The sequence below is a fragment of the Pseudomonas sp. 22082 genome (genome assembly GCF_052046055.1).
GTDB lineage: Bacteria > Pseudomonadota > Gammaproteobacteria > Pseudomonadales > Pseudomonadaceae > Aquipseudomonas > Aquipseudomonas pharyngis.
On sequence record NZ_JBQEQB010000025.1, the window covers coordinates 34,031 to 53,470 of the forward strand.

General features: G+C 60.4%; 18 protein-coding genes. 5 read left to right on the forward strand and 13 right to left on the reverse strand.

Translation table 11 applies throughout. The features are described from left to right. Position 1: 1 nt before the first annotated feature. Positions 2-814, forward strand: a complete 813-nt coding sequence (locus ACTJK9_RS24670) for a YfaP family protein (RefSeq protein WP_440816891.1) — start codon at positions 2-4, stop codon at positions 812-814. Positions 815-875: 61 nt separating this feature from the next. On the opposite strand, the gene ACTJK9_RS24675 is transcribed toward ACTJK9_RS24670, so the two are convergent. The 11 genes from ACTJK9_RS24675 to exaC form a co-directional block, all read right to left on the reverse strand. Next, positions 876-1,172, reverse strand: coding sequence for a type II toxin-antitoxin system RelE family toxin (locus ACTJK9_RS24675; RefSeq protein WP_085612534.1), 297 nt, complete (start codon positions 1,170-1,172; stop codon positions 876-878). After that, entirely contained in the window at positions 1,162-1,401 is a 240-nt protein-coding gene (locus ACTJK9_RS24680) for a type II toxin-antitoxin system RelB/DinJ family antitoxin (protein ID WP_085608779.1), read from the reverse strand. The genes ACTJK9_RS24675 and ACTJK9_RS24680 overlap by 11 nt, the downstream gene beginning before the upstream one ends. A 409-nt stretch (positions 1,402-1,810) precedes the next feature. Further along, complete coding sequence (locus ACTJK9_RS24685; RefSeq protein ID WP_221398177.1) at positions 1,811-2,551, reverse strand: S24 family peptidase; 741 nt, start codon at positions 2,549-2,551, stop codon at positions 1,811-1,813. Positions 2,552-2,772: 221 nt separating this feature from the next. Continuing rightward, a complete protein-coding gene (gene ppa, locus ACTJK9_RS24690) occupies positions 2,773-3,300 on the reverse strand; it encodes an inorganic diphosphatase (RefSeq protein WP_007933577.1) in 528 nt (175 codons plus the stop codon). Between the two features lie 114 nt (positions 3,301-3,414). Further along, positions 3,415-4,227 carry a zinc-dependent peptidase gene (locus ACTJK9_RS24695; protein ID WP_440816896.1) on the reverse strand — a complete coding sequence of 271 codons (813 nt, stop codon included), beginning with the start codon at positions 4,225-4,227 and terminating at the stop codon, positions 3,415-3,417. 4 nt (positions 4,228-4,231) lie between these two features. Continuing rightward, a complete protein-coding gene (locus tag ACTJK9_RS24700) occupies positions 4,232-4,882 on the reverse strand; it encodes a DedA family protein (RefSeq protein ID WP_440816898.1) in 651 nt (216 codons plus the stop codon). Between the two features lie 227 nt (positions 4,883-5,109). Beyond that, on the reverse strand, positions 5,110-5,571 hold the full coding sequence (locus tag ACTJK9_RS24705; RefSeq protein ID WP_039771887.1) for a GNAT family N-acetyltransferase: 462 nt from the start codon (positions 5,569-5,571) through the stop codon (positions 5,110-5,112). Between the two features lie 116 nt (positions 5,572-5,687). Next, the gene (gene eutC / locus ACTJK9_RS24710) at positions 5,688-6,521 is read right to left on the reverse strand and encodes an ethanolamine ammonia-lyase subunit EutC (protein WP_440816901.1); all 834 of its coding nucleotides are present in this window, start codon (positions 6,519-6,521) and stop codon (positions 5,688-5,690) included. Continuing rightward, positions 6,518-7,912 (reverse strand): ethanolamine ammonia-lyase subunit EutB, encoded by a 1,395-nt coding sequence (locus tag ACTJK9_RS24715; RefSeq protein ID WP_440816903.1) that lies wholly within the window; start codon positions 7,910-7,912, stop codon positions 6,518-6,520. The genes eutC and ACTJK9_RS24715 overlap by 4 nt, the downstream gene beginning before the upstream one ends. Positions 7,913-8,095: 183 nt before the next feature. Then, positions 8,096-9,466 carry an ethanolamine permease gene (gene eat, locus ACTJK9_RS24720; protein WP_440816906.1) on the reverse strand — a complete coding sequence of 457 codons (1,371 nt, stop codon included), beginning with the start codon at positions 9,464-9,466 and terminating at the stop codon, positions 8,096-8,098. A 296-nt stretch (positions 9,467-9,762) separates the two neighbouring features. Continuing rightward, positions 9,763-11,283: an acetaldehyde dehydrogenase ExaC gene (exaC, locus tag ACTJK9_RS24725; protein ID WP_134020938.1), complete on the reverse strand. Its 1,521-nt coding sequence runs from the start codon at positions 11,281-11,283 to the stop codon at positions 9,763-9,765. A gap of 299 nt (positions 11,284-11,582) precedes the next feature. Here exaC and ACTJK9_RS24730 point away from each other — a divergent pair, with 299 nt between their 5' ends. The 4 genes from ACTJK9_RS24730 to ACTJK9_RS24745 all read left to right on the forward strand — a co-directional run bounded on the left by ACTJK9_RS24730 (position 11,583) and on the right by ACTJK9_RS24745 (position 15,861). Further along, entirely contained in the window at positions 11,583-13,499 is a 1,917-nt protein-coding gene (locus ACTJK9_RS24730; protein WP_440816909.1) for a sigma-54-dependent Fis family transcriptional regulator, read from the forward strand. Positions 13,500-13,590: 91 nt separating this feature from the next. Then, on the forward strand, positions 13,591-14,940 hold the full coding sequence (mpl, locus tag ACTJK9_RS24735; RefSeq protein ID WP_440816912.1) for a UDP-N-acetylmuramate:L-alanyl-gamma-D-glutamyl-meso-diaminopimelate ligase: 1,350 nt from the start codon (positions 13,591-13,593) through the stop codon (positions 14,938-14,940). After that, on the forward strand, positions 14,937-15,584 hold the full coding sequence (ubiX, locus tag ACTJK9_RS24740; protein WP_039771880.1) for a flavin prenyltransferase UbiX: 648 nt from the start codon (positions 14,937-14,939) through the stop codon (positions 15,582-15,584). The genes mpl and ubiX overlap by 4 nt, the downstream gene beginning before the upstream one ends. Continuing rightward, positions 15,577-15,861, forward strand: coding sequence for a YceK/YidQ family lipoprotein (locus ACTJK9_RS24745; RefSeq protein WP_085612540.1), 285 nt, complete (start codon positions 15,577-15,579; stop codon positions 15,859-15,861). Before ubiX ends, ACTJK9_RS24745 begins: the two co-directional genes overlap by 8 nt. Before the next feature lie 43 nt (positions 15,862-15,904). Here the strand turns inward: ACTJK9_RS24745 and ACTJK9_RS24750 are convergent, their stop codons facing one another. Continuing rightward, positions 15,905-18,565 carry a hypothetical protein gene (locus tag ACTJK9_RS24750; RefSeq protein ID WP_440816916.1) on the reverse strand — a complete coding sequence of 887 codons (2,661 nt, stop codon included), beginning with the start codon at positions 18,563-18,565 and terminating at the stop codon, positions 15,905-15,907. A gap of 233 nt (positions 18,566-18,798) precedes the next feature. After that, complete coding sequence (locus tag ACTJK9_RS24755) at positions 18,799-19,440, reverse strand: oxidoreductase (RefSeq protein WP_085612542.1); 642 nt, start codon at positions 19,438-19,440, stop codon at positions 18,799-18,801.

The following is a 19,440-nucleotide window of genomic DNA, read 5'->3' on the forward strand; positions in this document are numbered from 1 at the left end:
CATGACACTCCGTTATCCACAGGTCTTGCTGTTGCTCTGCGCGCTTAATGCATTGCCAATGGCGATGGCTGCCGACAGCGTCAAACTCGACACCCCGGTCGGCGGCTGGCGCAGTGGCGCCCCCGAAGGCGAGGGCGAAAGTTTCCGCCAGACCGTCAACTACCCGGCCTCCTCGGTGAATACCCCGATCGGCCAGGCCAACACCGCCCGTATCAGCGGTGAAATCAAAGCCACACCGAAAAACAAAGAGCCCGGCCGCCTGATCGTCAACGGCGTCAGCATGCCGCTGAAAATCGACGACAGCGGCCGCTTCGACCGCCCGTTCTCCTTCCCCAACGGCAGCAACAGCGTCGAAGTCCGCAGCCCCGACGGCCAGCAACGGCATCGCACGCAGTTCCTCAACACCAGCGGCGGCGCTACTCCGGCGAAACTGCGGGTGTTGTTGGCGTGGGACAGTGACGGCACCGACCTCGATTTGCACCTGATCACACCCGACGGCGCGCATATCTGGTACGGCGACCGCGTCGCCCCCAACGGTGCGGCTTTGGACGTTGACGTGACCACCGGCTACGGCCCGGAAATCTTCGCCATGCCGGCGCCGATCAAGGGGCAGTATCTGGTGTATGTGAATTATTTTGGTGGTGGGTATCGCGGGGATGATGAGGGTGGGGAAGAGGCGGTGCAGCCGTTGACGACCGCGCAGGTAACGGTGATTACAGAAGAGGGGACGCCTAGCGAGAAGATGGAGACTTTCATCGTGCCGATGCGGGCGGTGGGGGAGTTGACGTTGGTGAAGTCGTTTAGTTATCCGTGACGGTAATTGGGGCAGCAGGTTGCTGCCCCAATTTCAGAATCGATCCTGATGATTAACTGGCTCAGGGTTGGGACGACAATCGATCCTGTGCAGCGTCATAAGCCGCCTCTCGCTCTCTCTTTCCGATAGCGACTACGAACACCACAATTTCGAGATCAATCACCTGATAAATCAGGCGATATCCAGCGCTTTTCAGCTTCACCTTGTAGCAATCTGGCAGCTCGCGAAGCCTGTTGGCTTCTATGCGAGGATTTTCGAGAACCTCGGAGAGTTTCTTTTTGAACTGCTCGCGAATTGTATCGCCCAGCTTGTTCCATTCCTTCAATGCACGACGATCAAACTCAAGGTTATAGGTCATCCAGACTTACCTTGACTCGCTGAGGAGCGGCAAGACGTTCAGTGACCACGGCGATAAGCGCTTCATCCTCTTCACTGAGCAATGCCGCTTTGAACGGCAATTTGCCCCGGTCCGCGACGTATTGAAGCGTTTGGCGCAGAAGCTCTGAGGGCGAAAGCCCGAGCTTTTCCAGCTCTGCGAAGGCGCGTTTTTTCAGTTCGTCGTCGATACGAATGTTGATGGATGCCATGATGGATTACCTGTAATGACGTTTGTCTTTACGGTACAAGCGCGTTTGGTATCCGGCAAGCGGCGATTCTGAATTCGGACGGTAGGCATTGGCTTTTGGCAGGCATTAAAAAGCCGGCTTGTGGCCGGCTTCTCGGGGACTGGCTTGGTTTATTTTTGGTAAACCGCGCCAGCCTTCAAAACGTACATCCGGATCTTGCGTCCGGCTGTGGGACTTGGTCAGACAGTGGTCTGCCGCGTCAGGCGTCATCTGGGCCGCTTGGCGGGTCGATGCGCGAATGTGGGGCGCAGGATACTGAGTTTTGTTGGGGATTCCCAGTGCGAAGTGCGGGGCAGAGCGTTCTATCCATGAAAAATCCCGTATTTGTACCGACTATCCGGGCCGGTTGCCCCTCACGACAGAAGCAGGATCAGAGAAACGGCACCACCGGCCGCCGCTTGCCCAGCGTCGACCACCAGAACACCCATCCCAACACATGAATCCTCTGCTCTTCGATCTGTGAGGCCCGGAAGATCTCGTCCGGGTATTCGGCGCTGTTGTGGCTGCGCAGGCGCAGGGCGTTGCCGGGCATGCGGTGCAGGTATTTGATGCGCAGCATGCCGTCGTGTTCGATGGCGTAGATTTCGCCGTCCACCACCTGGGTGAGGCCGCGGTCGATGGCGAGGGTTGAGCCGTCTTCGATTTTCTCGGCCATGCTGTTGCCGATCATGTGGGTGCAGATGGCATCGGTGTGACGAATTTCCAGGGCTTCGAGGTGGCTGCGGGGCAAACGGATGGTTTGGTCCGGGTCCTTGATGACGTGGGTCTTGTCGGAACCAGGGGCAGTCGGGGCTTCCTTGTAGAGCGGCAGTTCGATGTCGTTGGTTTCGAGCACCGTGTAGACGCCGCGAATGGCATGGGCATCGAGGATGTCGCCCGACTCCGTATGCAGGTGCGGGGCGTCTTTCGGGCCTTCGCCGGTCTTCAGCCATTGGCTGTTGACGGACAGCAGGCGCGCAACTTCTTCCATGCGGTACGCGGGTACGCCCCGGGTGTACCAGTTATGAACGTTTTGGGCTTCCGTGCCCCAGAACTTTGCGAATCCCGTGGTGGTGATGTTCGCAGCTTCCAGGAGTGCCTTGAATCTTGGACCGCTAGTGTTCTTTCTCATAAACACGAGTCTACGACCGGCCTAGAGCGGTTTGAATAAACCTTGCGTTCAAAATCAGGGCAAATTTTGCGACGGGATGTAAGACGTTCTTGTGGGAAATTACACACACTAAAACTTTTCTGTAGGTCGCCATAAACAAGCTGTTTAAGAACCTTTCGGGCAGGCACAAAAAACCCCGGATCAACCGGGGTTTTCTTCAAGCGTGTCGCAGGTCGCGAGGCTTAGCCTTTGTAGGCAGCAACCGACTTGGTGATCGCGGCGCGGGCAGCGTCAGCGCCGTCCCAGCCTTCGATTTTCACCCATTTGCCTTTTTCGAGATCTTTGTAGTTCGCGAAGAAGTGCTCGATCTGCTGGATCAGCAGGGCTGGCAGGTCGGTGTATTCCTTCACGTCCACGTACAGCTGGGACAGCTTGTCGTGTGGAACGGCGATGACTTTGGCATCGCCGCCGCCGTCGTCGGTCATGTTCAGGATGCCGACCGGACGCGCGCGGATCACCGAACCTGGAGCAACCGGGTAAGGGGTCACGACCAGCACATCGAGGGGATCACCGTCGTCAGCCAGGGTGTTCGGGATGTAACCGTAGTTGGCCGGGTAGAACATCGGGGTGGCCATGAAACGGTCAACGAACAGGCAATCGCTGTCTTTGTCGATTTCGTATTTGATCGGCGCGTGGTTGGCCGGGATCTCGATCGCGACGTAGATGTCGTTCGGCAGGTCTTTGCCAGCCGGAATCTTGCTGTAGCTCATTGGGCTTTGCCCCCGTTAGTTGACCAAAAACACTTGGCCGGATTGACCAAAAAGTGGCGGCGATTATAGGCATATTCTGCCGTGGACGCCATGTACCGGAAGTCGTGCAGACCTTTACTCGTGAGCCTGGTAGACCGGGTCGCTGGCCTGAAGTTGCTTCAGGCGGGTCAACGGATCCTGGCGGTAGAAAAGCCGCAGCTGCGCATATACCTGTGGATAAGCCTCGTCCAGCAGATCCGGAGCGCTGAAGAAGTACTCGCTGGTGACGGCGAAGAACTCAGCCGGGTTCTCGGCGGCATAGGGGTCGATGGCGGTTTCGGCGTCGGGATGGCGGTCGAGCTGGCGATTGAGGTCGTCGTACGCTGCCTGCATCACTTCGGCCCAGTCTTTCACTCGCATGTCGGCATGCAGCGGGGGCAGGCCGTTGGCGTCACCGTTGAGCATGTCGAGCTTGTGCGCCAGTTCGTGAATCACCAGGTTGTAGCCTTCCCAGCCACCGCTGGCCATCACGCCGGGCCAGGCGAGGATGATCGGCCCTTGTTGCCACGCTTCGCCGCTGTGTTCGCCGTCCCACTCATGCTCGACGCCGCTGGCATCTCGATGGCGCTGGGGGCTGAGGAAGTCGTCGGGGTAGAGGACGATTTCGTGGAAACCCTGATACCAGTTCAGATCGCCGAGATGCAAAAGCGGCAATTGCGCCTGGGCGGCGAGCAGCAGACGCTGTTCCTGGTGCAGCTCGACGCCGGGCAGGGCGGTCAGGTGTTTGTCTTCGAGGAACAGCACGCTGGCTTCGCGCAGCCATTGGTCTTCTGCGGCAGTGATGCCATCGAGAAAACTCAGATGATGGCGCACCCGCTGCCACAGTTCATCGGCAATCGGGTGCCTGGCCAGAATGCGCCGGCGGCGCCAGGCGCTCAGCGACCACATCGACTTAGTGCGATTGGGCTTTGGTGCCGCCGAAGCGGCTGCGAACCACACCGATGATCATCGGTACCAGCGACAGCAGAATGATGCCGACCACCAGCAGCGACAGGTTCTTCTTGATGAACGGCACGTTGCCGAAGAAATAACCCAGCGTCACCAGACCGCCAACCCACAAAACCGTGCCGAACACGCTGAAGCCGAAGAACCGCGGGTAAGGCATCTTCGCGACACCGGCGACGAACGGTGCAAAAGTGCGGATGATCGGCAGGAAGCGCGCCAGGGTCACGGTTTTGCCGCCGTGCTTGTCGTAGAAATCGTGGGTCTGTTGCAGGTAGTCGCGGCGGAAGATTTTCGAGTTCGGGTTGCTGAACAGCTTTTCACCCGCCGTTCGCCCGATCACGTAGTTGGTACTGTCGCCGAGAATCGCCGCGAGCATCAGCAAGCCCGCCAGCAATACCGGGTCCATGCCGCCGCCCGCAGCGACCGCGCCGGCGATGAACAGCAGCGAATCACCCGGCAGGAATGGCATCACCACCAGGCCGGTTTCGCAGAAGATCACCAGAAACAGGATGGCGTAGATCCAGGTCCCATAGTTGTTCACCAGCATGTCGAGATAAACGTCGAGATGCAGGATGAGGTCGATCGGGTTGAAATCCATGTGGGCACCTGTGGTGACGGCCTGACTCGGCAGACCTGTGCGGATGACTTCGTGTAAGCCTACAAGCGGGTGTAGTTTTTCTTACAAGCCGGAAAGCTCGGGATTATACGTTTTGAGAGGTGAAAAGCGCGTTGGTTTTGTAGCGGGGGATGTCGGTGTGAATAAATGTCGGGTTGGGATTCATGTTGGGGAGGAAGTCTGCTCCCTCCCCGCAGGACACCTCGCGATCAGAGTTCTTCGCTGATCGGCAGCACGTAGTTCTTGAACTCGGTGTCTTCCTTGAACCCGATGGATTCGTAGGTCTTCTGCGCCACTTCGTTGTCGGCGCTGGTGGAGACGCGCATGCGCACGGCCTGGGTTTCCTTGGCCATTTTCTTCGCGGTGCGGATCAGGTTGTCAGCCACCAGTTGGCGGCGGGCATCTTCGGCGACGTAGATGTCGTTGAGAATCCACACGCGCTTGAGCGACAGCGAGGAAAAGCTCGGATAGAGCTGGCAGAAGCCCATGAGTTTTCTGTCGTCGTCATCGGCCAGCGCCAGGTAGATCACCGATTCCTTGCGTCGCAGGCGCTTTTCGAGAAAGGCCCGGGACGAGTCCGGATAGGGCAGGGAGCCGTAGAACTCGCGGTACTTAACGAACAACGGGGTCAGCAAATCCAGGTGTTCGAGGGTCGCTTGGATAATCCGCATGGTAGGTCTCGTCCTTCAAGTGGCTGTCTTCACGTGCTCTGACGGCGATGGGAAACCCGGGCGGCCGTGCATCGATCCTGCCTGAAACCGGCGCAGAAAGGCAATGCGGAAACGGTTCAGGCTGGAGGCGGATCAAGTAGGAAATTGCTCTTCATGTCTGCACCGGCCTCCGATTCCAGCGTCTGAACCTGCGCTTCGTCCTTCAGATTGACGCCCGACAGCTGGCGCCGACAGGCTTCGCGCATCAGATACAGCAAGCGATGTGCCGCCATGCCGTAGCTGAGCCCTTCCAGCCGCACATTGGAGATGCAATTGCGGTAAGCATCCGTGAGGCCGACCTTTGGATTGTAGGTGAAATATAAACCCAGGCTGTCCGGCGAACTGAGGCCCGGACGCTCTCCAATCAGCATCACAACCATTCTGGCGCCCAGCAACTGGCCGATTTCATCGCCAATCGCCACGCGTCCCTGTTCCACCAGCACCACCGGCGCAGTCGACCATTGGTCGGCGCTCATCTGTTCTTCCAGGCGGGTGAGAAACGGCAGGGTATGCCGATGCACCGCCAGTGCCGAGAGGCCGTCCGCCACCACCATCACCAGATCCACGCCGCCCGGATGCGCCTGGGCGTATTCGCGCAGGGCTCGCGCCGATTGATCGCTCAGCTTGCGCCCCAGATCCGGGCGTTGCAGGTAGCTGTTGCGATCCACCGCCGCGCTGTGCAGCAGCAGACTGTCGCGTTGGCGCTCGGTCAGTTGGGCGCTGAGCGCGGCGTGATCGAACGGCAAATGCACGGCGTCCCGCGCCTGGGCGTGGGCGTACTGGAAATCCAGCTGTGCACTGGTTGGCAGACTGGTGCCAGTACGACCGAGGGCAATGCGCGCCGGGGTCAGACGACGCAGCTCCAGACATGGGTTTTGTGGATCGACGGGTGGTTTTTCCATCTGACTCATCCCAGTTGCGCCAAGGCCTGACGAAAGGCCGGCGGCAGGTTGTTGCCGAAGCGGACCTTGCCATCCGCCTGAGTGAAAATGCCCATGTTCGCCAGCCACTGCTCGAACTCCGGCGCCGGTTTCAGGCCCAGGGTCTGGCGCGCGTAGAGCGCGTCGTGGAACGAAGTGGTCTGGTAGTTGAGCATGATGTCGTCGGAACCGGGGATGCCCATGATGAAGTTGATCCCGGCCACGCCGAGCAGGGTCAGCAGGGTGTCCATGTCGTCCTGGTCGGCTTCGGCGTGGTTGGTGTAGCAGATATCGCAGCCCATCGGCACGCCGAGCAACTTGCCGCAGAAGTGGTCTTCGAGGCCGGCGCGGATAATCTGTTTGCCGTTGTAGAGGTATTCCGGGCCGATGAATCCTACGACGGTGTTCACCAGAAACGGCTTGAAATGGCGCGCCACGGCGTAGGCCCTTGTCTCGCAGGTCTGTTGATCGACGCCGTGGTGGGCGTTGGCCGACAGCGCGCTGCCCTGACCGGTTTCGAAATACATCAGGTTCCGCCCGAGTGTGCCGCGATTGAGGCTCAGGCCCGCTTCATAACCTTCCTGCAAGATGTTCAGGTTGATACCGAAACTGGCGTTGGCCGCTTCGGTGCCGGCAATCGACTGGAACACCAGATCCAGTGGCACCCCACGGTTGATCGCTTCTATAGAGGTGGTGACGTGTGTCAGCACGCAGGCCTGGGTCGGAATGTCGTAGCGCTGGATGATCGCGTCGAGCATTTCCAGCATCGCGCAGATCGAGGCGATGCTGTCGGTGGCCGGGTTGATGCCGATCATCGCGTCGCCGTTGCCGTACAGCAGACCGTCGAGAATGCTCGCGGCGATGCCGGACGGCTCGTCAGTCGGGTGATTGGGTTGCAGCCTTGTGGATAACCGTCCACGCAGACCGAGGGTGCCGCGAAATTTCGTGACCACGCGGATTTTCTGCGCCACCAGCACCAGATCCTGCACGCGCATGATCTTCGACACGGCAGCGACCATTTCCGGCGTCAGGCCGGGGGCGAGGGCGCGCAGGCTGGTTTCATCGGCGGCGTCACTGAGCAGCCAGTCGCGAAAACCGCCGACGGTGAGATGGCTGACCACGGCGAAAGCCTGTTTATCGTGGGTGTCGATGATCAGTCGGGTGACTTCATCGGTTTCGTAGGGAATCAGCGCTTCCTGCAGGAAATGCGTGAGCGGGATGTCGGCCAGTGCCATTTGCGCGGCTACCCGCTCGCCATCGTTGAGCGCGGCGACGCCGGCCAGGAAATCCCCGGAGCGTGCCGGGCTGGCCTTGGCCATCACGTCCTTGAGGCTGTCGAAACGATAGGTCTGGGCGCCGACGGTATGAGCAAATGCGGCCATTGGGCGCGTTCCTCCTGATTCTGTGGATAACTCGATCCCCTGTGGGAGCGGGCTTGCTCGCGAAGGCGTCGTGTCAGGCGACATCATTGTTNACCGCATTCGCGAGCAAGCCCGCTCCCACATTGGATCTTTATGCACTTCTATATAGCGGGCACCGGGCGAAAGGCGCGGTGCCGGTGCAACTCATATACCTTCGAGCATAGCGTCTGCCGGTGCTTCGGAGCGTTGCTTGGCGGTCAGCTGGAAGTACAGGTAGCCAGCGGCCATGAACCCGAGGAACACACAACCGATCAGCGTGTTGAACCAGGCCATCGCCACCAGGCACACCAGCGCCAGAAACAGCGCGATGGCCGGCACCACCGGGTAACCGGGCGCGCGGAAGGTGCGTTCCAGATTCGGCTCGGTTTTGCGCAGTTTGAACAGGCTGAGCATGCTGATGATGTACATCACGATGGCGCCGAACACTGACATGGTGATCATTGCCGCCGTCAGGGTCATGCCTTGCAGATTGACCAGACCGTCGCTGTAGATTGCCGCGATGCCGACCACGCCGCCCGCCAGGATCGCCCGGTGCGGGGTCTGGAAACGCGAGAGCTTGGCCAGACCTTTGGGCAGGTAACCGGCGCGTGCCAGGGCAAAGAACTGTCGCGAGTAGCCGAGGATGATCCCGTGGAAACTCGCCACCAGCCCGAACAGGCCGATCCACACCAGCATGTGCATCCAGGTCGAATTGTTGCCGACTACCGCTTTCATTGCCTGCGGCAGCGGATCGTTGATGTTCGACAGTTGACGCCAGTCGCCGACGCCGCCAGCCATCACCATCACGCCAATGGCCAGGAACACCAGGGTCAGGATGCCGCTGACGTAGGCCCGTGGAATCGTGCGTTTCGGGTCCTTGGCTTCCTCGGCCGCCATGGCCGCGCCTTCGATGGCGAGGAAGAACCAGATCGCGAAGGGAATAGCGGCGAAAATGCCAGGAATCGCGCCCATCGTAAACTCATTGGCGCCTGACCAGCCGTTCAGCACAAAGTTGCTGAAGCTGAAGCCCGGTGCGACCACGCCCATGAACACCAGCAATTCGGCGACGGCGAGCACGGTCACCACCAGCTCGAAGGTCGCGGCGATGCTGACGCCAAGGATGTTCAGGGTCATGAACACGAAATACGCGCCGACCGCCGCAAGTTTGGGATCGAGCCCCGGATATTGCACGTTCAGATAGGCGCCGATGGCCATGGCAATGGCCGGCGGGGCGAACACGAATTCGATCAGGGTGGCGATGCCGGCGATCAATCCGCCTTTTTCGCCGAACGTCCGACGGCTGTAGGCAAACGGCCCGCCCGCGTGAGGAATCGCGGTGGTCAGTTCGGTGAAACTGAAGATGAAGCAGGTGTACATGGTCGCGACCATCAGGGCCGTGACCAGGAAACCCAGGGTTCCCGCCGTGCCCCAGCCATAACTCCAGCCGAAGTATTCGCCGGAAATCACCAGGCCGACGGCAATGCCCCAGAGGTGCAGGGTGCCGAGTGTGGGTTTGAGCTGTGTGGTGGAAGTCATAAGTCCTCTCTGTCTTTTTTATTGTTCGATCTGTTGGACTTTCAGGAGTAGCGGTTGGGTGGGTGGAGGCTGTTCACGCAGCGGCAGTGTTTAGGCAAATCCTGAATGACGGGTACGCAAGGCCCGTGCCAGAGCGGCCAGGCTTTGTGTTGTGTCACTAAGGACGCCTTCGCGAGCAAGCCCGCTCCCACATTGGATTTGTGCAGAATNGGCCGACGCAAGTCCCCTGTGGGAGCGGGCTTGCTCGCGAAGGCGATTGAACAGGCAACACAGAATCATCTGTGTTGCCCCGAGGTTTAGAAGAAGCCCAGCGGATTGATGTCGTAGCTCACCAGCAGGTTTTTGGTCTGCTGGTAGTGGTCGAGCATCATCTTGTGGGTTTCCCGGCCGACGCCGGACTTCTTGTACCCGCCGAACGCGGCGTGCGCCGGGTACAGGTGGTAGCAGTTGGTCCATACACGACCGGCCTTGATGGCGCGGCCCATGCGATAGGCGCGGTTGATGTCGCGGGTCCAGAGGCCGGCGCCGAGGCCGAACTCGGTGTCGTTGGCAATCGCCAGGGCTTCGGCTTCGTCCTTGAAGGTGGTGATACTCACCACCGGGCCGAATATTTCTTCCTGGAACACACGCATCTTGTTGGTGCCCTTGAGCAGCGTCGGCTGGATGTAATACCCGGTCGCCAGGCTGCCCTCGAGTTTTTCCACCTTGCCGCCGGTCAGCAGTTCGGCACCTTCGCCCTTGGCGATTTCCAGGTACGACAGGATCTTGTCGAATTGCTGCTCGGACGCCTGGGCGCCGACCATGGTGTCGGTGTCGAGTGGGTCGCCACGTTTGATCTGGCTGACTTTCTTCATCACCGCTTCCATGAACTGCGGATAGATCGATTCCTGAACCAGTGCACGGGACGGGCAGGTGCAGACTTCGCCCTGGTTGAAAAACGCCAGCACCAGGCCTTCGGCGGCTTTTTCAATGAAGCTTGGCTCGGCCTGCATGATGTCTTCGAAGAAGATGTTCGGCGACTTGCCGCCCAGCTCAACGGTGGACGGAATGATGTTTTCGGCGGCGCATTTCATGATGTGCGAGCCGACCGGGGTCGAGCCGGTGAAGGCGATCTTGGCGATGCGTTTGCTGGTGGCCAGGGCTTCGCCGGCTTCTTTGCCGAACCCTTGGACAACGTTAAGCACGCCCGGCGGCAGCAGGTCACCGATCAGTTCCAGCAGCACGCTGATGCCCAGCGGGGTTTGCTCGGCAGGTTTGAGCACCACGCAGTTGCCAGCGGCCAGGGCCGGGGCGAGTTTCCACGCAGCCATCAGGATCGGGAAGTTCCACGGGATGATCTGGCCGACCACGCCCAATGGTTCATGGATGTGATAGGCGACGGTGTTGCCGTCGATCTCGGCGGCGCTGCCTTCCTGGGCGCGCAGGCAACCGGCGAAATAGCGGAAGTGGTCAGCGGCCAGCGGGATGTCGGCGTTGAGGGTTTCGCGGATGGCTTTGCCGTTGTCCCAGGTTTCGGTGATCGCCAGGGTTTCGAGGTTCTGTTCGATGCGGTCGGCGATTTTCAGCAGGATCAGCGAACGGGCCTGGGCGGAAGTCGAGCCCCAGGCATCGGCAGCGGCGTGGGCGGCGTCCAGGGCTTTTTCGATGTCTTCGGCCGTGGAGCGCGGGAATTCGGCAATCGGTTGGCCATTTACTGGCGAGGTATTGGTGAAGTACTGACCTTTGACAGGCGCGACGAACTCGCCGCCGATGTAGTTACCGTACTTGCTCTTGAACGAGACTTTGGCGCCTTCAGTACCGGGGTGAGCGTAACGCATGATGTTCTCCTTGGCTGTTGTACTTATCAGAGAGACGCGCATGAGCGCTTGCTATAAGCGTAGAGCAAAGGCCGGGCCACTGCCGTGCAGGTCAGGCAAATCAAGGCCTTGCGTGATTTCTGTCGGACAAGTGGCAAGCATCTGTGACGGTATCGGTACAGCCCGGGTGACAGTTTGTACCGCTTCTGGCACAGCCCGTGACCGGGCGGTCTTGCCAGCATTGCAAAGACCGGTGGGCTGGAGGATGCTGGGCACCACTTCACGCATGGGCCGATGAGCCTCGGGGAGAATAATAAGAAATGCACGACAATCATTTGAGTCGCCATGCCCGGCAGGTTCTCACCGTCACCCAGGGCAAGCCGCACCTGCACGGCCCCGGTGCCGACCCGTCGATTGCCCGTTCGTGGCTGCGTTGTCTTGAGGACTATCACCTCGACCCGGCCCTGACCATGGCGCCGACCGTGCTCGAACACGGTCGAATTCTCGAAAGCCGCGAACGGCTGCAACAGGTGTTGCAGATTGCCGGCAATGAAATGAGCAGCCTGCATCAACAACTCTCCGGCGCCGGCCACGCGGTGCTGCTGACCGACGCGCGCGGGGTGATCCTGAACTGCGTCACCGCTCCCGCTGAACGCAAGATTTTCGAACGCGCCGGCCTGTGGCTGGGTTCCGACTGGAGCGAGGCCTGCGAGGGCACCAACGGCATCGGCACCTGTCTGGTGGAGCGTCAGGCCCTGACGATTCATCAGGACGAACACTTTCGCGGCCGTCACACGGGCTTGACCTGCTCGGCGAGCCCGGTGTTCGACCCGCACGGCGAACTGCTGGCGGTGCTCGACGTTTCCTCGGCCCGGCATGACGTATCGCGCCAGAGCCAGTTCCACACCATGGCGCTGGTCAATCTGTCGGCGAAGATGATCGAGAGCTGCTACTTCCTGCGCTGTTTCGATAACCAATGGTTGCTGCGTTTTCATCTCCAGGCCGAGTCCGTCGGGCTGTTCAGCGAAGGGCTGCTGGCGTTTGACGGGGAAGGGCGGATCAGCGCGGTCAATCAGAGCGCATTGAATTTGCTCGGGCACATTCGTGGCGGCTTGCTCGGTAAACCGGTTGAGGCGTTTTTCGATTGTTCGCTGGATGAATTGCTCGGGCGCGCCAGTGCCAATGCCAGCGCCAGTTGGCCGTTGCGCACTCGTGACGGGCGGCATCTGTTTGCGGTGCTGCGCGGCGAAACCCGTCGGCCGCTGCCGGTCGCGCCGGTTCCCACGCCGGTCGAAGCGCCGCGTCTTGCAGGCATTTGTCTCGGTGATGCGGCGTTGCAGGCGGATTTTCGCAAGTCGTTGCGGGTATTCGAGCGTGACGTGCCGCTGCTGATCAACGGTGAAACCGGCTCCGGCAAGGAGGCATTCGCCAAGGCTGTGCACAACGCCAGTCAGCGCGCCGGCAAAGCCTTCGTTGCCCTCAACTGCGCGGCGATTCCCGAAAGCCTGATCGAGAGCGAACTGTTCGGCTATCGCGGCGGCAGTTTCACCGGCGCGCGCAAGGACGGCATGCGCGGAAAGCTGCAGCAGGCCGATGGCGGCACGCTGTTCCTCGATGAAATCGGCGACATGCCGCTGGCTCTGCAAACCCGTTTGCTGCGAGTGCTGGAAGACCGGCAAGTGGTGCCGATCGGTGGCGAGCCGGAAGCGGTCAACGTGCGGATCATCAGCGCCACCCACCGCAATCTGCTGGAGCGGGTTGGCGACGGCAGTTTCCGGGAAGACTTGTACTACCGGCTCAACGGGCTGGAAGTGGCGCTTCCACCGTTGCGCGAGCGCAGTGACAAGTCGCAGCTGCTGGATTTTCTGCTGGCCGAAGAGGCGGGCGGGGAAACGATCCTGATCGAAGAGCCGGCGCGCCAGGCGTTGCTGGGCTTCAACTGGCCGGGCAATGTGCGGCAGATGCGCAATGTGCTGCGTACGCTGGCGGCGTTGTGCGATGAAGGGCGGATCGGACTGGAGGATCTGCCGGCGATGTTTCGGCAGGTGCAGCCACTGTTGGTCAAAACCGATGAAGCGGCGTCCGGACAGCCGCTGGAAGATGCCGAGCGGCTGGCGTTGCTCAGTGCGCTGGAACACACGCGCTGGCACATGACCCACACGGCGCAGCAACTGGGCGTCAGTCGCAATACGCTCTACAGAAAGCTGCGCAAGCACGGGATCGCCCGAACTGCTTGAATCCCCCTCCCGACAAGGTCGGGTGATCAGCTAAAGAGTGCGATTTCCCCCTCCCTGCGCTAACCTGCGGCCATGTTTTACGAGGTCGACTATGCACATTCATATTCTGGGTATCTGCGGGACTTTCATGGGCTCGATGGCGGTTCTGGCCAAAGAGCTGGGCCATCACGTGACCGGCTCCGATGCCAACGTCTATCCGCCGATGAGCACCCAGCTCGAAGCTCAGGGTATTCAGCTGACCCAGGGTTACGACCCGGCGCAGCTTGATCCGGCGCCGGATCTGGTGGTGATCGGCAACGCCATGTCCCGCGGCAACCCGGCGGTGGAATATGTGCTGAACAAAGGCCTGCCGTACGTTTCCGGGCCGCAGTGGCTGGCCGACCATGTGCTGCAAGGTCGCTGGGTGCTGGCGGTTGCCGGTACGCACGGCAAGACCACCACCAGCAGCATGCTCGCCTGGGTGCTGGAGCATGCAGGCATGAGCCCGGGTTTCCTGATCGGCGGCGTACCGCAGAATTTCTCGGTGTCGGCGCGTCTGGGCGGCACGCCGTTCTTCGTGATCGAAGCCGACGAGTACGACAGCGCGTTCTTCGACAAGCGTTCGAAGTTCGTCCACTACCGTCCGCGCACCGCGATCCTCAATAACCTTGAGTTCGACCACGCTGACATCTTCCCTGATCTACCGGCTATCGAACGGCAATTCCACCACTTGGTGCGCACCATCCCGAGCGAAGGGCTGGTGATTCACCCGACCACCGAACCGGCCTTGCAGCGTGTGATCGAGATGGGTTGCTGGACCCCGGTGCAAACCACCGGTGCCGGCGGTCAGTGGCAGGTCAAGTTGCTGAAAGACGACGGCTCGGCGTTCGAAGTGATGTTCGAAGGCGTGTCCCAAGGCGTGGTCGAGTGGGAATTGACCGGTCAGCACAACGTTGCCAACGCCTTGGCCACTCTGGCTGCCGCGCGTCACGTCGGCGTTGTACCGCCGATGGGCATCGCCGGGTTGAGCGCGTTCAAGAGCGTCAAGCGCCGGATGGAGAAAGTCGCGGAGGTGCGCGGCATCACCATCTACGACGACTTCGCCCACCACCCGACCGCGATTGCCACCACCCTCGACGGCCTGCGCAAGCGCATTGGCGATGCGCCGCTGATCGCGATCATCGAGCCGCGCTCCAACTCGATGAAGCTTGGCGCGCACCGTGACGGTCTGCCGGACAGCGTGGTCGATGCCGATCAGGTGATCTGGTACGCCCCGGCCAACCTCGGCTGGGATCTGGCAGGCACCGCCGCGTTGTGCACCGTGCCGTCGATCGTCAGCGATTCGCTGGAAGGCATCATCGAACGCGTGAAGAGCCAGGCCCAGCCCGGCACCCACGTGGTGATCATGAGCAACGGCGGCTTCGGCGGCCTGCACGGCAAACTCGCCGAGGCGCTGAAATGAACACTCGTTTCGAGAGCAACGGCCCCGAACGCATCACGCTGGCGATGACCGGCGCGTCCGGCGCCCAGTACGGTTTGCGCCTGCTGGATTGCCTGGTGCGCGAGGATCGCGAGGTGCACTTTCTGATCTCCAAGGCCGCGCAACTGGTGATGGCCACCGAGACCGACGTGTCGTTGCCGGCCAAGCCGCAAATGATGCAGGCGTTCCTCACCGAATACACCGGCGCGGCCGCCGGGCAGATCCGCGTGTACGGCAAGGAAGACTGGATGTCGCCAGTGGCCTCGGGCTCCGGCGCTCCGGCGGCCATGGTGGTGGTGCCGTGTTCGACGGGCACCTTGTCGGCCATCGCCACCGGCGCCTGCAACAACCTGATCGAGCGGGCGGCGGACGTGACGTTGAAGGAGCGGCGCCAGTTGATTCTGGTGCCGCGCGAAGCGCCGTATTCGAGCATTCACCTGGAACACATGCTCAAGCTCTCGAACATGGGCGTGACCATCCTGCCAGCGTCGCCGGGTTTCTATCACCAGCCGCAGACCATCGATGACCTGATCGATTTCGTGGTGGCGCGGATTCTCAATCTGCTGGGCATTCCGCAGGACATGCTGCCTCGCTGGGGTGAACATCACCTGAGCAGCGATGAATAAGCTGCTGGCGCTCCTGCTGGCGCTGCAACTGACCGGCTGCGCCACGGCGCGCACGCTCGATGCGGCCAAGCCCGGCGCGCCGGTGGTGTACTCCGGCACGCGGCTGGACTTATACGCCCTGAACGGCGGCTGTTGCGCAAAGGATCGCTTCGGCGCCGAGGCTCCGGGCTATCCCGGAGTCGACCTGCCGGCCAGTGCGTTGCTCGATACCCTGCTTTTACCGTTGTCTTTGCTGACGGTGATCGGCGTAGGCTTTCAGGCGACCGGAGGTTTATGAAAATCATCGGCTCGATTTGGCAAGAGCGAGCCGATTAAGCCTCCTACAGAGTGATTATTTCGGGAGGAAACTCGATGTCGTTGGAGAATATTGCGTTTCCCGTCGGCAACTCGAGGATGCGTTTGCCGGCGTTCGCGACTTCATCGATCAATGCGTCATATTCATTCCGGTTGAGAGCCCCGGCTTTCGTGCGGGCCTGGATGGCGTCGGCGCGGGTCTGATTCGAGCCGGTGGCGTGTGCAAGTGCCTGCAAATGTACATCCTCCACGGTAGCTGCACGGGTCATGGCTGAGTTGACCAGCCAGACCCGTCGCGACGTGAAACCGATGGGTGACGTCGAAACATGGCCCTCCATCCGCATGCTCGGAAACCACGTGCTGTCGCCCGGGGAGCTTTGTTCGAGCCGCGCTGAGTTGTAGGCGCGATTTTCCTGTCCTGGAACGACCTCGATATTGCGGGTATCGAGCAGGTAGCAAAACAGGATGCGCTGAGCGTGGGGCGTCGAAGCGCCGCTACTGGTCTGGTGCGATTCGTTGCCGGTCAGCGGATCCTTGGGTTGCGTGTAGTTCGAGCCTGTTACGTCTTTAACCTCGTTCGCGAAATCCATTGCAGCCTTGAGGCTGAACATTGCGCTTACAGGCGTCTCGGTCGTGACGACTCGGGCCGATACCTTCTGCGGAACCATGACCGCAGGCCTGGCGATGTCGAAGGGTGTCCGCTCATCCGCCTTGAATACCGCCGGGATGTCGGTTCTGTACAGATAATCCTGTCCGTTGCGCTGATAGCCACAGAGTCGCAGTAACTCCTGAAAAAACGGTTTTGTCAGAGTGGCCTTCAGGATACTGGTGCCTTCCCCCCGGTTTCTAAGCCTGATGATTTCGGCGTTCATTTCCGGCAGAAACGGATCGAAAAGTTTTGAATTGGTGACAAGCCGCGTGCGAGCCTGATGCGTCGTCACCCATGCAGGCACGTCATCATTGATGAGGTGTTTGAACTGCCCTGTTGGCGAAATTTCCTTGCTCAGTCGAGCGAATTGCAGAGTTGACAGATTGTAGGGCTGGAAGCGGGCAAGGACCTGTTCCTTTGATTTGAGCGGAGAATCAGGATTGGTCCATAGCCGCAGGTAGTCGATCAACTGTTCACGCCGGGAAGGATAGTCCCGTTGTATGGCCCACTCTGGTTCTTTCATGTGGAGCGCAACATCCCGACGAAAGCGCAGGATGTCTTCCCCTTCGATCCTGTACAGGTTCCAGATATCGACGTCTCGCCAGAAGGGCCGCAGAGCAGTCTCTTTATGCAGTGGATACCCGGTCGGCTTGACGATAGTCAGCGCAATGCCGTCACGGAACGCTACTTGAACGAGCGGGCCGTGACTGTCATCCAGACCGGGCTTGCGCTGCATCTCGACGTAACCATGAAAGTTTGTCTTGCCGAGGTCCCAGGTGTAGTAACTCTGGTCCCCGTACGCTGGCGTGGTGTCTGTTGTCTCGGGCGTTGCGGGAGGCGGCAGGCGTGGTGACGGCGTTTGCGTGGTTGGTGTGTCGTGGTGCTCCGGCGTTTCGGGTCTCGGCAGGCCCGGCAATGGCGTTTGTGTGTCTGGAGTACTGCGGTGCAGCGTGACGGATTCGAGGTGCTCTGCCCACTTGGCGGGCGTGAGCCTTTGGTGCTCCAGAAGGCGGTTGAACATATCTCGGTCCATCTCAGGGCCTAGCCAGCGGCGAAGCTCGTCATACAGGTACGCATTCTCCAGCCTTTGTTCCCGTACCTTGGCCCACTGTGGTTTTCTGCCCGTGCGATCTGCTTCGGTGCGAAAGCGAGTGATCTCTGCGCCCTGCAGACCGTAGAGATCCCAGATGTCGCGGTCTGTCCAGGCAGGCAGCAATTCGGCGGGCTGATCGATACGTGGGGCAGAAGGCTCGACGCTGGTGAACGACCCGTTATCGTCCATGAAGGCATGGTGCATCAGAGGGCCGACGGAGTCGTCCAGCCGCATTTTTCGGTGCATGACCACGTAGCCATGGTGATTGGTGGCGGTGTTGTCCCAAATGTAGTGCCGGGTGTCGATGTGAGCTGTCACAGTGTTCGATTGCGTTCGGGAGGAGCTGCCCGCAAGTGACGCAGGGATCTGCGCCGGGGTGTCATCTGTGTTGTCTGCCGGCCGATGTATCTGCTGTTCTATGGTTTGAGGAGTCTTTTGCGGCTCGCCAACCCGCCAGGTATTGCTGGCGGGGTCGAAGTGCAGGGCAGGGCCAGAGGGTTGCGCTTCCTGTGGAAACATGGCCCGGTAGGTTCCGAGGCTCTCGTCCCAGGCCACCATGACCGTTCCGGTTGTGGTGTACTGCACTTCGGCATAAATACGCCCCCTGTGGACGCGCAATCCTTCGGTGATGACGTCGGGCAAGAGCGTTCGCGTCTGGGGCGGCAACTCGTAGTGGCGAATCGATTCAGTCGAGCGCGGGTCGCTGGATGGGCCTCTTCCACTTTCCCTGACCGAAGGGGACAAGTCATGGATATGTACTGTGGGCAACTGATTGTCCGGCGGCGGCAGTGTCGCCAGTTGTCGGTCGGAGAGGTAGATATCCGGTCCTCCGGGGCGAATCACCACTGGAGGCTCAGAACGCGGAATCGGCAGAGGATGCGGTGTCTCGGGGTGACGGTGAGGTGTGCCGGGTAATTTCGGTGTCGGGTTTTTGGGTCGCATCAAGGAATCCGTTCATTGATTATCTGGCGTTCAGGCTGCCATCCGATAACAGGATGGCAGACGCAGGCATGCCGGGGAGGGCACGTTATCCATGAAAGGAAAGGGGCGAGTGGTAGATAGTTACGACACGATGGTTGATTCGAGTCGGTTCATTTCAGTTGTCGGGTGGTTCAACGCAATATCCTCGGACATTCATTGCAAATGTTTGTGCGGATCTGCGTTGAACCGCTGTGAGCTTATTTGCCGAGTTTTCTCAATTCATCCGACTCGACAATTCGCACGCCATCCTGCTCTTCAAGTGCCAGACGCCACATGGCCCGGGCCAGTTGGCAGGCCTCGATGCCACGGTATTTGCCGGGAATCAGTTTTGAGAGTGGTGCGGCCAGCTGTTCGCCCAGGCGGGGCTCGCTGCGTTCGCCGAGCAACAGCGACGGCCGGCAAATGGTGAGTTGCGGCCAGTTTTGCGCACGCAAGGCGTATTCCATCTCGCCTTTGACCCGGTTGTAGAAAATCGAGGATCGGCGATCGGCGCCCAGGGCACTGATCACAATCAGGTGCCGTGCGCCCATTTCCCGGGCGCGCTTGGCGAAGGCTACGACCATGTCCAGATCCACGGCGCGGAACGCTTCTTCGGAGCCGGCCTGCTTGATGGTGGTACCCAGGCAGCAATAGGCGATGTCGACGCGACCCGCCAACTGCGGCAGGAAGGTCTGTGGGTCGCCGACCGGGTTTTCCAGATGCGGATGTTCGGCCAGTGGCCGGCGTGAGGGGGCCAGGACACGGCTGATCGTCGGCTCGTTGAGCAGACGGTCGAGCAGATGTTCACCGGTCAGACCGGTGGCTCCGGCAAGCAAGACATGCTGAGGCGTCAAGTACAT

What these genes read in the sequence shown, in the direction of transcription:
- ACTJK9_RS24670 (WP_440816891.1), top strand. Translation starts at nt 2, where the DNA reads ATGACACTCCGTTATCCACAGGTCTTGCTGTTGCTCTGCGCGCTTAAT.
- ACTJK9_RS24675 (WP_085612534.1), bottom strand. Translation starts at nt 1,172, where the DNA reads ATGACCTATAACCTTGAGTTTGATCGTCGTGCATTGAAGGAATGGAAC.
- ACTJK9_RS24680 (WP_085608779.1), bottom strand. Translation starts at nt 1,401, where the DNA reads ATGGCATCCATCAACATTCGTATCGACGACGAACTGAAAAAACGCGCC.
- ACTJK9_RS24685 (WP_221398177.1), bottom strand. Translation starts at nt 2,551, where the DNA reads ATGAGAAAGAACACTAGCGGTCCAAGATTCAAGGCACTCCTGGAAGCT.
- ppa (WP_007933577.1), bottom strand. Translation starts at nt 3,300, where the DNA reads ATGAGCTACAGCAAGATTCCGGCTGGCAAAGACCTGCCGAACGACATC.
- ACTJK9_RS24695 (WP_440816896.1), bottom strand. Translation starts at nt 4,227, where the DNA reads ATGTGGTCGCTGAGCGCCTGGCGCCGCCGGCGCATTCTGGCCAGGCAC.
- ACTJK9_RS24700 (WP_440816898.1), bottom strand. Translation starts at nt 4,882, where the DNA reads ATGGATTTCAACCCGATCGACCTCATCCTGCATCTCGACGTTTATCTC.
- ACTJK9_RS24705 (WP_039771887.1), bottom strand. Translation starts at nt 5,571, where the DNA reads ATGCGGATTATCCAAGCGACCCTCGAACACCTGGATTTGCTGACCCCG.
- eutC (WP_440816901.1), bottom strand. Translation starts at nt 6,521, where the DNA reads ATGAGTCAGATGGAAAAACCACCCGTCGATCCACAAAACCCATGTCTG.
- ACTJK9_RS24715 (WP_440816903.1), bottom strand. Translation starts at nt 7,912, where the DNA reads ATGGCCGCATTTGCTCATACCGTCGGCGCCCAGACCTATCGTTTCGAC.
- eat (WP_440816906.1), bottom strand. Translation starts at nt 9,466, where the DNA reads ATGACTTCCACCACACAGCTCAAACCCACACTCGGCACCCTGCACCTC.
- exaC (WP_134020938.1), bottom strand. Translation starts at nt 11,283, where the DNA reads ATGCGTTACGCTCACCCCGGTACTGAAGGCGCCAAAGTCTCGTTCAAG.
- ACTJK9_RS24730 (WP_440816909.1), top strand. Translation starts at nt 11,583, where the DNA reads ATGCACGACAATCATTTGAGTCGCCATGCCCGGCAGGTTCTCACCGTC.
- mpl (WP_440816912.1), top strand. Translation starts at nt 13,591, where the DNA reads ATGCACATTCATATTCTGGGTATCTGCGGGACTTTCATGGGCTCGATG.
- ubiX (WP_039771880.1), top strand. Translation starts at nt 14,937, where the DNA reads ATGAACACTCGTTTCGAGAGCAACGGCCCCGAACGCATCACGCTGGCG.
- ACTJK9_RS24745 (WP_085612540.1), top strand. Translation starts at nt 15,577, where the DNA reads ATGAATAAGCTGCTGGCGCTCCTGCTGGCGCTGCAACTGACCGGCTGC.
- ACTJK9_RS24755 (WP_085612542.1), bottom strand. Translation starts at nt 19,440, where the DNA reads ATGTACTTGACGCCTCAGCATGTCTTGCTTGCCGGAGCCACCGGTCTG.